The following is a 14353-nucleotide window of genomic DNA, read 5'->3' on the forward strand; positions in this document are numbered from 1 at the left end:
TATCACACCCATCATTAGCTAAATAATTAACCCATTAGAACTATTTATATTCAGCCTTAATAACTCATGCAGAAAGCATGCCAGCCAGCTAAAAAATAAAAATGCGTTTAAAGCAGTGCAAAAAAATTTTCTGCCGTATTCGCCAGGCAAAAATTGCGGAATTGCTGAACGATTAAACAGATGATTTCCATCATAAAATATCTGCATCGCTTTGGTGCGCCATTCCCGGGAATTGCACCACCAGCGCCCTCATCAACACTGGCGGTGCATCGGTCTCAGCAAGCGTTCACGACAGTAAATAATGAACGGCGTTCAGCGGCGAAATTTATTATTATTGGCGTTATGCAGGGATAAAATGCGGTAATAAAAAAAGCGCGCAATTTTCAATTGCACGCTTTTTCCAAATAATGGGATTTTAATCAAAGACTACCAATGTGAAATGTTTTCTGTTCGAGATATTCATCAATTCCATAACGCGAACCTTCACGGCCTATCCCCGATAATTTAATCCCACCGAAAGGCGCAACCTCTAACGAAATAGCACCGGTATTAAATCCAACCATGCCAAACTCCAGTGCTTCTGCCACGCGCCAGGCACGCCGAATATTTTCGGTGAAGAAATAAGCGCCAAGTCCATAAGGCGTGTCGTTGGCCATAGCGATAGCCTGCGCCTCCTCATCAAAAATAAATAGCGCCGCCACCGGGCCGAACGTCTCTTCATGCGCGATACGCATCTGGGTGGTCGCTTCACCCAAAACGGTTGGCTGCACGTAGGTGCCGTTGCCGGAGCTGATGCCGCCCGTGAGCAGCGTTGCACCCTGGCTGAGTGCATCATCGATGTGGCTATTTACCTTTTCGACGGCGCGCTCATTGATCAATGGGCCAATGGTGCTTCCCGGCGCAAACCCATCACCGACTTTTAGCAGGGCAACCGCTTCCAGCAAGCGAGCCGCGAATCGTTGATAGATGCCGCGCTGCACCAGAATGCGGTTGGCGCAAACACAGGTTTGCCCGGCGTTGCGAAACTTACTGGCCATTACCCCGGCTAAGGCAATTTCTACGTCGGCATCATCAAATACGATGAATGGCGCATTGCCGCCCAATTCGAGGCTAAGGCGTTTTATGCTGTCGGCGCTTTGCCGCATCAGTAGCTGACCGACGCGTGTTGATCCGGTAAAGGAGATTTTGCGCACCGTGCGACTTTCCGTCAACGCCGCGCCAATTTCTGCCGGCAGGCCCGTCACCACCTGCAACACGCCGGACGGGAAGCCCGCGCGCTCCGCCAGCACAGCCAATGCCAGTGCCGAAAGCGGCGTCAGTTCAGAAGGCTTGACAATGATCGGGCAACCGGCGGCCAACGCCGGGGCGGCTTTGCGGGTGATCATTGCAATCGGGAAATTCCACGGTGTGATCGCCGCCGCCACGCCAACGGGCTGTTTCAATACCAGGATGCGCCGGTCGTCGCTGGGAGAGGGGATGGTTTCGCCATAAATGCGCCGTGCCTCTTCGGCAAACCATTTCACAAAGCTGGCGCCGTATAACACTTCGCCTTTGGCTTCGGCCAGCGGCTTGCCCTGTTCGGCGGTCATGATAATTGCCAGATCGTCGGCGTTTTCAATAATCAGCTGATGCCACTTTTCCAGCAGCGCGGCACGGGTTGCATTCGGCGTTTTGTCCCAGCTAAGGCGCACGGCATCGGCGTAAGCGATTGCCTGTTCTGTTTCTTCACGGCCTAACGCCGGAACGGTCGCAATAGTCTCACCGCTCGCCGGATCGATAACCGGCAGCGTTTCGCCTTGTAGCGCATCCTGCCAGCGGCCACCAAACAGCGCCTGCTGGCGCAGCAACTCGCCATCCTTCAGTTGTAACCGCGACATACTTATCCCCTGGTGATGGTTTTATGTCACTTTATCGCGTTGCGCCAGCGCAGGATGTTTTTCTCAAGCAGGAAGCAGAAAATTCAGCGAGTTTTTGGTGTGGAAAAAAAATTTTATGCGGCGCTTAAGACCCGGCCAGGTCGGGTGCGTATAAAATTTGAATATCGGGTCCCGATTCCTTTTCGCTGCTGTACGAAAACGCCTGACGGTTAACCTCTTCCAGCGACAGGTTGGTATTACACAATTCGGCCGACTACCAGGCATAATTGCGCGGCAGTTGACCATGCTTCCACCGAGTTGCACGGCGTTGGCCTCAGATAGTGGGTATCACCATTGATATAACCGATGAGCACCCTGCAAACCGAAGTTTACTTACCATCCTTAACGACTTACGCGGATTTGCTCTGGCGCACTTATAACCAGTGCTGCGCCGCAATACGCTCGCCATCGGTAAAACGGGCCAGGCGAAACGGGTGCGGGTCCACCGAAGGTGGAGAACCGGTGGCCAAATCCGCCATCAGCTGACCGGCGCCCGGGCCGATACCAAAACCATGCCCCGAGAAACCGGTAGCCAGGTAGAGGCCCGGCACCGGCGTCACCGGCGAAATAACCGGGATGGCGTCCGGCATGGTATCGATCAATCCGCCCCAGCTTTGTTCAATGGGCACCCCTGCCAGCGCGGGGATGACCCGGGCCAGGTTGGCCGCGACTTTCCGTACTATCCTGGCGTCGATAGCCGGGTCCAGCACCCGGATGCGTTCATAGATTGAAATCTTATCCGCCCGGCCGGGACGCCAGTGAAACAGCTCCTCGCTAAACCGCTGTCCCAGCCGCAGGCGGATTCCCTGGCGTTCGACCCGGTAGGCCGGCATAAATCGCGCACCGAAACGCAGGCTGTCCGGCGTAATATCCGCGATACCGTTGGACGAACTGGCCACCGTCAGGCCGCCGTCCAGCCGTTTACGCAGCGACACCAACCCGAAGCTGATGCAACAGCCGGGATCATAATCCGTCGGCGCGGTACGGAACGCCGTGGACAATACTTTTAACTGGGGCAGCGCGACCCCGCATCCCTGCAGCAGCAGCCGCGACCATGCCCCGCCGGCCACCACCACCGCGCGGCAACGGATGGCGCCGCGCTCGGTGACCACTTCGCAGACCTTGCCCGCCGCCTGCTCGATGGTGCGCACGGCGCAGTGCTGTTGCAGATTCAGCCCTTTGGCGACGGCGGCCGCGACCATGGCCGGCGCCGCTTTTTGGGGTTCCGCGCGGCCGTCCAGCGCGGTATAAAGCGCCCCCTGGATCGGAAAGTCAATGTCGGGCAGCTTCTGCCGCAATTGCGCAGATGTCAGGGCATCGCTGTGAATGCCATACTGGCGGGCTTCCTCAAGCCAGCGCTGCTGCCGCTGCCACTGCTCCTCGCTGCGGGCGGCATAGGCGATGCCGGTGATACGAAAGCCGGTGTCGCTCCCCAGGCGCGCATTCATGCCATCCCATAATTGCATGCTGAGATTAATCAGGGGCAACTCACGCAAATCGCGGCCGGTGCGGCGGCACCAGCCCCAGTTACGGCTCGATTGTTCCGCCGCCACCAGGCCTTTTTCCAGCAAAACCGTCGGTATGCCCCGCTCCGCCAACGACAGCGCGGTGGCGGCGCCGACGATGCCGCCACCGATGACCACCACGTCCGTTTCACGCGAAAACCTGGACGATGAAACCACCAAATCGACATTCGGCCCCATGTTTTCCCCACCTTAGTCTTCAGGTTGCGTCATTTTAACGTGTATCCTCAGGCATGGGGCGGCAGCGCCGCCCGCTGCATTTTACTGCGCAGCCAATCCCGCCCGCGGTAATAACGCAGTGCCAGCCGGGGGCCGAAACTCATCCAGAAAGGCGCGCGGTGCAGGCGTTCCATTCTCAGCGCCAATTCATTTTCCGCCGTGCCCAGCGCCCATTCGGCAAGGATTCCTCCAAGCATGCTGCCGGTAGGGACGCCCCGGCCGGAAAGCCCGGTCAGCGCCGCCACGCCGGGCGCCAGCTCATACAGCCGGGGAATGGTGCGTTGCTGCATATCCAGTTCGCCGAACCATAGATAGTCCCAGCGCAGGGATGGGTTGATTTGCGGATGCAGCCATTTGAGCCGATCGCTCATCACCCGATGCGTATAAGGGAGATCCCGGCCGCGCCTGCCCATGGGAAACATGGACGCGACAATGCGCCCCTCGGCGTTATACTTGTAGACATAGATATCGCCGCGGCCGTCGTGGATAGTGGTGTTTTGCGGCAGGATCACGCGGCGTTCCCCGGCGCTTAGCGGCTGCGTCGCGGCGACAAATACCCGCATGATTTTGAAACTTTGCTCCAGCCCGGGCCAGCCGTCGACGGTATACGCGCCGGTGGCGAAGATGACCTTATCGGCCAAAACGGCGCCTCGATCGGTCGCCACCCGCCAGCGGCCGCCCTGTTTTTCCACCCGGTTAACCGCCGAGCCGGTGTAAACCGCGCCGCCCTCTTCCAGTACCGCCCGCGCTAATCCCCGCGCGTAGCCCAGCGGGTTCAGGTGTCCGCCGGCCGGATGAAACCAGCCGCCGTAAAACCGCGGGCTGCCGGTAATGCGCTCGGCTTCCCGCGCGTCGACCAAACGCGTGCCGGCGCCGACCGCGTTATACTCGCGGACTTTCTTTTCAATCTCCCCGATAGCCGACGGGTAAGCCGCCGCCTGGATATAGCCGTTTTGCCGCCATTCACACCGGATGTCATAGCGTTCAATCATCGCCGAAACGCGCTGATTGGCCTGGGTTTGACGGGCGATAAGGCGCTCGGCCCACGGCTCGCCGAGCATCCGGCGCAACTCCGGCAGGCCGTAGTGGGTGAAGGTCGGCGTGCAATGTCCCGCATTGCGGCCTGAGCCGCCAAATCCCGCTTCCTGCGCTTCCAGCACCACCACCGACACGCCCTGGCGGGCTAATTCCAGCGCCGTGGTCAAGCCGGTATACCCCGCCCCCACCACGCACACATCGGCATCGACCTGCGATGTCAGCGGGTGGGTGGCCGGCGCCGCCGGCGCGGTGGCATACCACAGCGAATGTTCAAATGGCGAGAATCGGGTCATTATCAGCTCCCCTGATCGTTAACATAACCGTTGCAACGGTTCACAATTCGCCGCGGGCGTCCAGGGCGTTACGGATGCCATCGCCGATAAAATTGAAGCAGGTCACGGCAAGGGTAATCGCCAACCCCGGCGCCAGCGCCAGCCAGGGCGCGCGCAGCAGATATTGCTGGGCGCCGTTTAGCATATTGCCCCAGCTTGGCAAGGGCGGCTGGATACCGTAGCCCAGAAAGCTGATATAAGCCTCCAGTAAAATAGCGCGCGCCACGGTCAGGGTCGCCGCCACGATAATCGGCCCCATCACATTCGGCAGTAATTCGCGCACCATAATCCAACGTCCCGACAGACCCAGCATTTTGGCCGCCAGGATAAACTCGCGCTCGCGCAGCGATCGCACCTCGGTTTCCACGATGCGCGCCACTTCCATCCAGCTGGTCACGGCGATGATGACGGTAATCATCAGCGGGCTGGGCTTGATAAATGCGGCCAGCGCCAGCAGCAGGAATACGCTGGGAAATGACAGGAAGGCGTCCACTATGCGCATCAATAGGCCGCCGATGCGCCCGCCGTAATAACCGGCGATAATGCCGACGGCCGCGCCGAACAGGATACTGATCGCCATGGACAAGAAACCGACCAGTATCGAGATACGCCCGGCCATCAAAAGGCGAGCCAGCGTGTCGCGCCCCAGCGGATCGGTGCCCAGGAGATGCCAGCCGGTGAGCGGCGGCGCAAAGCGATAACGCAAATCGATATGCAAATCATCAAACGGCAGCAGCCAGGGGCCGAAGATGCAGGCCAGCCCCATCAGCACGATCGTCACCAGTCCGGCGCAGGCCAGCCGGTGGCGCAGGAAACGGCGTACCGTGCGGCTATGCCACCAATAATGCGCCGGGGACATTGCGGTAAGAATCCAGGCAGCCATCGCTCTCTCCTTATACCAGTCGAATTCGCGGATCGATAACGGCGGTCAGCAGGTCCGCCAGCAGGCTGCCAAGCAAAACCAACATGGCGGAAAACATCAATAAGCCCATCACCACCGGATAATCGCTGTAGCCCAGGCTATCGAGAAACAGCCGCCCCATGCCGGGCCAGGTAAATACCGTTTCCGCCACCAGCGCGCCGCCGAGCAGGGTCGGCAATTGCATGCCCGCCAGGGTGATCATCGGCAATAACGCATTGCCCACCACATGCCTGATCAGTACGCGGCGCGGCGACAATCCCTTCGCCCGGGCGGTTTTAATGAAATCCTGGTTGATCACCTCAAGGGTGGCGCCGCGCATATAGCGGCTCCAGATAGCCACATCCACAAAGGTCAGCACCATGACCGGCAACACCAGGTGCCAGGCCACATCCAGCACCGATCCATCGCCCATGGTGTACATATTGCCGGCCGGGAACCACTGTAGCTTCAGCGCGAAGAAATAGATGGCGACCAACCCGAACCAAAAGGTGGGAATGGATAGCGCAATCATCGAGGCGATGGTGGCCACATCGTCAAAAACGCCGTTGCGCCGCACCGCGCTTTGAATGCCCACCCAGGCGCCGATGGCGATCGCCAGCAGCGTCGAGGTTCCCATCAACAACAGCGTGGCGGGAACATGCGCGAATATAATCGATAATACCGGCTGCCCGTCGCGGTATGAGCGCCCCCAGTCGCCGCGCAGCAAATGGCCCAGCCATTCGGCGTATTGCACCGGCAGCGGGCGGTCCAGTCCCATCTGCTGCGCAATGCGATCCAGCGCCGCCTGGCTCATGCCCGGCGTCAGGGCGAATTGCGATAACGGGCCGCCGGGCGCCAGGTTCAGCGCGGCGAAGCCAATCAGCGAGACCAAAAACAACAACACGATACTTTGCCATAATCGCCGTATCAGAAAGCTAAGCATGATCCCCCCTCGGCGCGGTGACCCGGCGCGTTGCCGGCGATGAACGCGCCGCCCGCACTCGGCCACGCATAATGAAAATGGCGCGGCGCGCGGCATCCCGCGCCCGGATGCCGGCCCACCTTGCCATCACGACGCCGTCAGCCCCAATACCAGGCCGCGACGTTCCAGCTATCGATGCGTACGTTACCGTTCGGGATAATGTTCTCGGCGCCTTGTTTATGCCCCACCACATTGGCAAACGGGAACAACGGAAGAAACGGCATATCCTGACGCACGATTTCCTCTATTTTCTGATAGATCTCTTTGCGTTGCGCCGGGACAAAGGTCTTGCTGCCTTCGTCGAGCAGGCGATCCACCGCCGGATTCTGATATTGGAAGGTATTCTGGCCCGCGCCGCCTTTGGCCGGTATCGACTTTGAATGGAGGTAGTCGGACGTATCGGGGTCCGACCCGGTCAGGAAACTGATCCCGACGATGGAGGAATCAAACTTCGACATCATCCAGAACTCGCCCCACATGACGGCCGGCGGCAGGTTGGCTATTTTCATTTCGATGCCGACATCCTGGAACGTCTGCTGGAGAAATTGCTGCATTTGCTCGCGCAGGTGGTTACCGACCGTGGTGGAGTTATTAAATGACAGGCGCACGCCGTTCTTTTGACGAATCCCATCCGGTCCCGGTTTCCAGCCGGCCCGATCGAGCAACTGTTTCGCCTTGTCGGGATTGAATTCATGTTTCGGCAGCGAAGGATGATAATAATAGGATTGCATCGGCATATAGGTCTCCGTTTGCTTGGGCAATCCGTAATAAAGCGAATCAATGATGGTCTGTTTATCGATGGCATAATAAATCGCCTGCCGGACGGCCAGCTCCTGGAAGACCGGCTTGCCCAGGTTGAAGGCAAAGTTCTCCACCGTCGACCCGGAGACCACCTCCACCACCTTGCCCGGGAGTTTTTTGGCCTCATCGTAATGATCCGCCGAAATCCATTGCAGCCCGACGATATCGATATCCCCCGATGCGAACTGGGTATACATCACGTTAAGATCGGGAATGTATTTGTAAACAACCCGTTCCAGATACGGCCCGGCGAGAAAATAATCGCTATTGGCGGTCAATTCAATATGATCGCCGGGAACGCGCTGACGCCATTTGAAAGGTCCGGTGCCCACCGGCGCATTATTGAACGGCGCGGTGTTTTTATCCGCCACCGGCCCCAGGATATGTTCGGGCACCATGAAGGTTGACGATAGAATGGCGACATAAGGCGCGAACGGTTTTTCCATACGCCAGGTGATTTCCGTAGGCGACACAATCTTGATATCCCGCACCAGTTCATGGCCGGTCTTGCGCCAGCTGCGGAAATTGGGGTCGACCAGCAGGTCGAGGGTAAACTTGACATCTTTGGCGGTGAAAGGCTGGCCGTCGTGCCACTTGACGTTGTCGCGCAGTTTGATGCGAAAGTGCAGGCCATCGGCGGAAATTCCCCCGTTGTCCACCGTCGGCACCTCCACGGCCAGCGCAGGAGTAAACCTACCCTCCGGGTCAATGGCGAACAGCGGATCGAAAAGACTGAAATGCAGGCCCTCATCCACCTCGATATGCGGCAAATGCGGATTAAAGACGGTGGGTTCCTGCGAAAAACCGATAATCATCTGGCCTTTTCGCTGCGCAGGGGGAGCCGCCATCGCGCCTCCCACGCCGAACAGGTTGGGCAGCGCCAGCGAAGCGGCGCCGGAGGCCAGGTAAATCAGCGCCTGGCGGCGGGAAAGTCGGGGCAGCAGGTCAGTAAGCTTATCGGTCATCATGTTTCCTCGTGTTAAGGTCTAAATAACGACGTTACGACTAAACGTGCCGGCGGATAATTACACTCCGCTGATGATTTCGATTTTTGAACCGTCGGAAAACCGTGAAAAACGAAACGCGCCGGGGTCGACGACGGTGGGCCTGCCCAGCACCAAATCCGCCATCAGGCGCCCCGCCGCCGGGCCGATACCGAATCCATGGCCGGAGAAACCGGTGGCGATAAAAAAGCCGGGTAGCTGGTCGACGGCGGAAATCACCGGCACCGCGTCGGGCACCACATCAATGCAGCCGGCCCAGCGCTGTAGGACTCGCGCCTGGCTAAACTGCGGGTAATGGCGGATCAGTTGTTGGAATGCGCGTTGGGAAAGCGGGACGGACGGGATCGGGTCCAGCACGCGGCAGTATTCAAACGGGCTGGCCTCATCCAATGCCCAGTTGCGGCTGATGCGCGCCTCATCCCAAAAGCGCCAGCCGAGACGCAAGCGCAAAGCGCGCCATTCGCTGCGCAACGCCGGCAGGAAATCACGGGCATAGCGAAACGAGTCGGGGACAATATCCACCACGTTCTCGGTCCCGGACGCCACGGTATAACCGCCGTCCTGCCGCTTGCGTATCGCGAAGTCGTCATACCACATGGCCGGTTCCGGCCCGCCGGCCACCGGCCCGGTGCGCAGCACGGTGTTCATGACTTTTAACTGCGGCAGCCGCAGGCCGGCACGGCCGGCAAACAGCCCCGACCAGGCCCCGCCCGCCAAAACCACGCTTTGGCATGAAATGACGCCCCGCTCGGTCACCACCGCCGATACCCGCCCCGCGCTGGTTTCAATGCCGCGCACCGCGCATTCGGTCAGAATCGACGCGCCCTGGCGGCGCGCCGCTTCGGCAAACGCGGGCGCCACTTTTTGCGGTTCGGCCCGGCCATCCTCGGGGGCATACAGCGCTCCGGCCACGGGTACCGTCGAGGAGGGAAACATCTGTTGAAACTGCCGGGCGTCAAGCAGGCGCGTGGTGAAGGGATAATCGTTAATCTGCGCAAGCCATCGCTGGTTCTCGGCCAGTTCTTTTTCCGTCCGGCAGGTAAAGGCAATGCCCGAGCGCTGATAACCGGTATCCGCCTCCAGGCGGCGGTCCAGGTCCCGCCAGATATCGAGCGACGCCGCCATCAGCGCGATCTCGCGCGGGTCGCGGCGCGAAAGCCTGACCCATCCCCAGTTGCGGCTGGATTGTTCGTGCCCGATACCGCCCTTTTCACACAGCGCGACGCTGAGCTTTTGCTCGGCCAGTTCCAGCGCCGTGGCGGCGCCGATAATGCCGCCGCCGATAACGACCACATCGGCTTGTTTTGGCAATGCAAGATCGCCATGGACAGGAACCACAAAAGGACCAGGCATAGATCCGCTCTCGATAATGTTAATGATGAATAGCCACGCCGGCGTCCGGCGCACATTTAAACCCCATCGCCGTCATGGCGCTATTAAGTCTTTGGGGAATGGCAAGCTTATTATTCGCGGCATCGAAATGATAATGCCGTTTTTTTAATGTCAATCAGGAAAATAAACCCCTGGCTAAATGAGTTGTTTTTTCTTATGCCGGCCGAAATATCCTTGAACTACTATTTATTCAACCCCATCAAACGAGCCAGTTTCATTCAGCACTTTTTTGAATACCTTAATAATAAAATTTTTTTCATACTCGGAAACCGACTGGAAAAATTCCGCTTCCTGCTCAGCCACCAGCCGGGTCACTTTTGTCGCTAATTCCTCGCCATGAGGAGTCAAATACAACTCTTGCGAGCGGCTGTCATCCTTTGAGATTTTGCGGATCAATAATCCCCGGCTCTCCAATTTCGTCACTAATCGTCCCATGGCGGAACGGTCGCACATAATCGCCTCCGCTATAGCGGAAGGACGGATACCCGGATGCCGCGCCACGATAAGCAAGGTACTGATTTTCCCGGTCCCCTTGGCGACCTCAAGCCCGGCCAACTTTTTATCCAGATCCCGGGACACGGTGATATTTATGCTGCGAATATAGAAACTTAGCAGTTTACCCAATACACCCAGATCCACTGATACGGCCGTTTCCTGACGGGGTCCGCTTCCCTGGTTTGTCATGGCGACCTCACGAAAAATTATTACGCATCGGGCTCGTTGTTAACAAAATTGCGCTTAATGTTACGGAAACATTATTGTTAAGTTAGTGGACGATTACAACTAGTTTTATAATAGTTTTTTCTTATTCACTTCATCCAATCGTTCGGCAATGGCCATGGATATCGATGGCGGTATCGCGCCCATCAGGACATAAAGTTGCGATCATAATAAAAACCTATTTTAGATAACGCAGGCTGCTGTATATGTTGATCGCTATACTTGAATATTGTTGATGCTGCGGAAAATATTAGCGAAACAATATCCCTGTTTAATTCTTTTTCATCCGGCTACCGGCAAAAAAGAGGCGTCTTTAATGACAAATAGTGAAGCAGCCACGCATGACGTCATCTTATCCGTGCGCGATTTAACCATCACTTTACCCATGGGAATGGATCGCGAATATGCGGTAGAGAATATCAGCTTCGAACTCTATGCCGGTGAAATACTGTGTATTATTGGTGAATCCGGTTCGGGCAAATCCGTGACGGCCCATGCGGCGATGGGACTGCTACCCAATGCGCTGACGGTTACCGGAGGTGAAATAATCCTGTCGGGTAAAAACCTGCTGCGCGAATCACCGGAATCGCTGCGCAGCGTGCAGGGACGCTGTATTTCCATCGTATTCCAGGATCCCTTATCGGCGCTTAATCCCATCATGACCATTGGCCGGCAAATCACCGAGGTCATGGAAGCGCATCGGGTCGGCTCCCCGCAATCCCGCCAGGCAAAAGTGCTGTCGCTGCTTAACGAAGTGGATTTGCCCGATCCGCAGACGCTCCAGCACCAATATCCTTTTAACCTATCCGGCGGGCAGCGGCAGCGGGTGATGATCGCCATGGCGCTGGCGCTGGACCCCGATGTGCTGATCGCCGACGAACCCACCACCGCGCTGGATGTCACCACCCAGGCGCAAATTTTGCAGTTGATCCGCGCCATCCAGCGCCGCAAGCGGATGAGCGTCATGTTTATCACCCACGATTTCGGCGTGGTGGAGGATATTGCCGATCGGGTGCTGGTGATGCAAAGAGGGCGAATGGTGGAGTCCGGCGACGTGCGGCAGGTATTATCCCGGCCCGCGCATCCCTATACCCGACAGCTTATCGCCGCCGTTCCGCGTATGGCGAACCGGCCCCGGCCGGACAAGAAAAACGCCCCCATCGTGCTGCAAGTCAGCAATCTTAAAAAAACCTATCGGATAGCGGGCGGTTTTTTTTCGCGCGGGCGCCAGGTCGAGGCCTTGAAAAAGGTCAGTTTCAACATCCATAAAGGCCAGACCCTGGGGATTGTCGGCGAATCGGGCTCCGGGAAATCTTCCCTGGGACGTATTCTGGTCAAATTGCTGCCGGCGGATTCCGGGGAAATCATCTTTGACGGGCGCGATATTATTCCGCTTTCCGAGGCCGAGTTTCGCCCATTGCGCCCCTGGCTCCAGATGATTTTCCAAGATCCCTTCGCTTCGCTCAATCCGCGCCAGGACATCGGCACCATCCTGTCGGTCGGCCCGCTGACCCACGGCGGGATGACCCGGAGCGAAGTCCGGCAAAAAGCGCTGCGCTTATTGTCGCTGGTTGGTATGGATGAAAGCGCCTATACCCGTTATCCCCACGAGTTTTCCGGCGGCCAGCGCCAGCGCATCGGTATCGCGCGGGCGCTGATGTTTGACCCGGTACTGCTGGTCGCCGACGAATCCGTTTCCGCGCTGGATGTCTCGATACAGGCGCAGGTGCTGCAACTGCTGAGCGAGATCCAGCAAAAAACCCATGTCGCCATTATGTTCATTACGCACGATCTGCGGGTGGCGAGCCAGATTTGTGATGAAATCGCGGTGCTCTACCAGGGGGAAATCGTCGAGCAAGGCTCACCGCAACAGGTGTTCATGTCGCCGCGGCACGCCTACACGCAAAAACTGGTCGGCGCGATACCCGGCACCGAGCGCAGGGACAGCGGGTTATACTGACGGGGAACGGGCCGCGTGTTTTCAATGCCCTGAACGTCTTGTTGGTGCGGCGTTCAACGTGGGGCACGAGTAACGGCGGTTCAGCAACCTGAAACGATGCTTGGCGCGGCGCAGGCGCCTGGCATTAATGGGCAATCAATCCGATCGGCCATAATGGCCCAGGGCTTGATAATGATATCCGAGAGTTTTTTTATCAACTGCTTGCAGTATTTTAGCCGGTTTGCCTTGCGGAGCGGGAATGCCGATATCCAGGCGCAGATTCCCTGGGTTAAAGCGCAATGTCATCCCGCGGGTTAGCGCCCCTTCCCGCGCGACATCAGAACGTATAATACGATGAAACTGCGGGTTTACCAAAGTTGCCTCGATGCCAAACATCCCTGAATGATATATCCGGGAAAGTCCCGCTAAAGGTGGCGATAAACACCGCCATGGTGGGTACCGATTTATCAACCACCGGCACTTTGGCAACATAATCAATCATAAAGCCTTGAGCCAGATAAGACGGGCCGTTCTCGCCGATACGCAAGCCCACCATGATCCAGAACGATTTGCTACGCTGCGATAGATCAAATTTATTATCTTTTTAGAGATCGTTCACGAAACCACCCATAATTGCCCAAGGCACACGCGAAGTTTGTAGGTAGGAGGCACATACGCGGCGGAAGTCTGTCGCCCGGCCCCGCCACCGCGGGAGCATGACCGGCGATACGGTTACTGCCGGGCTATTCGCAGGGGGTGATAACTTGAGGAAATCGAACCGGGAAAACGCTACTATAAAGCACTTTTGACAGAGACAACGTTGTGAGCGGATATGGATTGGCAGGCAGAACTGATTAACAGCTTACAGGCGCGTTTTGGACAGCCGGACAAGTCCCCGCTCTACGTCAAGTTTGCCGAAACGGTGCAACAGGCGGTGAAATCCGGCGCTATCCCGCGCGACCAGCTCCTGCCGAGCGAGCGTGATTTCAGTCAATTATTGGGCATATCGCGCATTACCGTGCGCAAGGCCATGGCCGAGCTGGAAGAAAAAAGCGTGATTGTGCGCACCCGGGGCTTTGGCACCTATATTAACGATCGCCTGGAGTATTCGTTAAAAGAGGCGCGCGGATTTTCGCAGCAGATGATCTTGCAAGGCAAGAATCCGGATACGCTGTGGATCAAGAAAAGCATTGTCGCCTGTAGCCCAGACGTTTCCACTCAGCTCAGGCTGCCGGCTAACAGCGAGGTGTTCCTGCTTAAGCGCATACGCTACCTGGATGATGAGCCGGTATCCATCGAGGAGTCGTATGTTCCCACCGCCTTGATCGGCGATATCAATGATATCAGCCTATCGCTCTACGATTATTTTAAACGTCAGAACATCGCCTTGCAGCGCACCCACAGCTGGGTTACCGCCCGGATGCCCGATGAAGAGTTTCGCAAACATATCAGCTTGAGCGACAAGGTGCCCGTGCTGATCATCAAACAGGTGGCTTTCGACGACCGCGATAGGCCGATTGAATACAGCATCAGCTACTGCCGGGCCGATCTCTATGTGTTTGTGGCGGAAGAATAATCCCCCGCCA

The 14353-nt window shown here is 57.5% G+C and carries 10 protein-coding genes and 3 pseudogenes; 2 read left to right on the forward strand and 11 right to left on the reverse strand.

Annotated elements, in window-relative coordinates:
* Positions 1-419: 419 nt before the first annotated feature.
* From ACL2XP_RS15185 to ACL2XP_RS15220, 8 genes are all read right to left on the reverse strand, one after another.
* A complete protein-coding gene (locus ACL2XP_RS15185; RefSeq protein WP_413733605.1) occupies positions 420-1877 on the reverse strand; it encodes an NAD-dependent succinate-semialdehyde dehydrogenase in 1458 nt (485 codons plus the stop codon).
* A gap of 413 nt (positions 1878-2290) precedes the next feature.
* Positions 2291-3619: an NAD(P)/FAD-dependent oxidoreductase gene (locus tag ACL2XP_RS15190; protein WP_413733606.1), complete on the reverse strand. Its 1329-nt coding sequence runs from the start codon at positions 3617-3619 to the stop codon at positions 2291-2293.
* Between the two features lie 47 nt (positions 3620-3666).
* Positions 3667-4989, reverse strand: coding sequence for an NAD(P)/FAD-dependent oxidoreductase (locus ACL2XP_RS15195; RefSeq protein WP_413733607.1), 1323 nt, complete (start codon positions 4987-4989; stop codon positions 3667-3669).
* Between the two features lie 40 nt (positions 4990-5029).
* Entirely contained in the window at positions 5030-5911 is an 882-nt protein-coding gene (locus tag ACL2XP_RS15200) for an ABC transporter permease (protein WP_413733608.1), read from the reverse strand.
* 10 nt (positions 5912-5921) lie between these two features.
* Positions 5922-6872 (reverse strand): ABC transporter permease, encoded by a 951-nt coding sequence (locus ACL2XP_RS15205; protein ID WP_413733609.1) that lies wholly within the window; start codon positions 6870-6872, stop codon positions 5922-5924.
* A 137-nt stretch (positions 6873-7009) separates the two neighbouring features.
* On the reverse strand, positions 7010-8680 hold the full coding sequence (locus ACL2XP_RS15210) for a peptide ABC transporter substrate-binding protein (RefSeq protein WP_413733610.1): 1671 nt from the start codon (positions 8678-8680) through the stop codon (positions 7010-7012).
* Positions 8681-8737: 57 nt separating this feature from the next.
* A complete protein-coding gene (locus tag ACL2XP_RS15215) occupies positions 8738-10069 on the reverse strand; it encodes an NAD(P)/FAD-dependent oxidoreductase (RefSeq protein WP_413733611.1) in 1332 nt (443 codons plus the stop codon).
* A 225-nt stretch (positions 10070-10294) separates the two neighbouring features.
* Positions 10295-10792: a MarR family winged helix-turn-helix transcriptional regulator gene (locus ACL2XP_RS15220; RefSeq protein ID WP_413733612.1), complete on the reverse strand. Its 498-nt coding sequence runs from the start codon at positions 10790-10792 to the stop codon at positions 10295-10297.
* 352 nt (positions 10793-11144) lie between these two features.
* Between ACL2XP_RS15220 and ACL2XP_RS15225 the strand changes: the two genes are divergently transcribed.
* Positions 11145-12788 (forward strand): ABC transporter ATP-binding protein, encoded by a 1644-nt coding sequence (locus ACL2XP_RS15225; protein ID WP_413733613.1) that lies wholly within the window; start codon positions 11145-11147, stop codon positions 12786-12788.
* Positions 12789-12802: 14 nt separating this feature from the next.
* Here ACL2XP_RS15225 and ACL2XP_RS15230 read toward each other — a convergent pair.
* From ACL2XP_RS15230 to ACL2XP_RS15240, 3 pseudogenes are all read right to left on the reverse strand, one after another.
* Positions 12803-12914 (reverse strand): annotated as a pseudogene (locus ACL2XP_RS15230) (hypothetical protein); the annotation flags it as partial.
* Between the two features lie 9 nt (positions 12915-12923).
* A pseudogene (locus ACL2XP_RS15235) lies at positions 12924-13106 on the reverse strand (nucleoside hydrolase); the annotation flags it as partial.
* A gap of 82 nt (positions 13107-13188) precedes the next feature.
* Positions 13189-13347 (reverse strand): annotated as a pseudogene (locus ACL2XP_RS15240) (MFS transporter); the annotation flags it as partial.
* Positions 13348-13599: 252 nt separating this feature from the next.
* Here ACL2XP_RS15240 and ACL2XP_RS15245 point away from each other — a divergent pair.
* Positions 13600-14343 (forward strand): GntR family transcriptional regulator, encoded by a 744-nt coding sequence (locus ACL2XP_RS15245; RefSeq protein WP_413733614.1) that lies wholly within the window; start codon positions 13600-13602, stop codon positions 14341-14343.
* The last annotated feature ends 10 nt before the right edge of the window (positions 14344-14353 follow it).

This window comes from Sodalis sp. RH21, assembly GCF_047324175.1.
GTDB lineage: Bacteria > Pseudomonadota > Gammaproteobacteria > Enterobacterales > Enterobacteriaceae > Acerihabitans.

Coding starts and splice junctions, on each gene's coding strand:
- ACL2XP_RS15205 (WP_413733609.1), bottom strand. CDS start 6,872: ATGCTTAGCTTTCTGATACGGCGATTATGGCAAAGTATCGTGTTGTTG.
- ACL2XP_RS15200 (WP_413733608.1), bottom strand. CDS start 5,911: ATGGCTGCCTGGATTCTTACCGCAATGTCCCCGGCGCATTATTGGTGG.
- ACL2XP_RS15245 (WP_413733614.1), top strand. CDS start 13,600: ATGGATTGGCAGGCAGAACTGATTAACAGCTTACAGGCGCGTTTTGGA.
- ACL2XP_RS15185 (WP_413733605.1), bottom strand. CDS start 1,877: ATGTCGCGGTTACAACTGAAGGATGGCGAGTTGCTGCGCCAGCAGGCG.
- ACL2XP_RS15215 (WP_413733611.1), bottom strand. CDS start 10,069: ATGCCTGGTCCTTTTGTGGTTCCTGTCCATGGCGATCTTGCATTGCCA.
- ACL2XP_RS15220 (WP_413733612.1), bottom strand. CDS start 10,792: ATGACAAACCAGGGAAGCGGACCCCGTCAGGAAACGGCCGTATCAGTG.
- ACL2XP_RS15190 (WP_413733606.1), bottom strand. CDS start 3,619: ATGGGGCCGAATGTCGATTTGGTGGTTTCATCGTCCAGGTTTTCGCGT.
- ACL2XP_RS15195 (WP_413733607.1), bottom strand. CDS start 4,989: ATGACCCGATTCTCGCCATTTGAACATTCGCTGTGGTATGCCACCGCG.
- ACL2XP_RS15225 (WP_413733613.1), top strand. CDS start 11,145: ATGACAAATAGTGAAGCAGCCACGCATGACGTCATCTTATCCGTGCGC.
- ACL2XP_RS15210 (WP_413733610.1), bottom strand. CDS start 8,680: ATGATGACCGATAAGCTTACTGACCTGCTGCCCCGACTTTCCCGCCGC.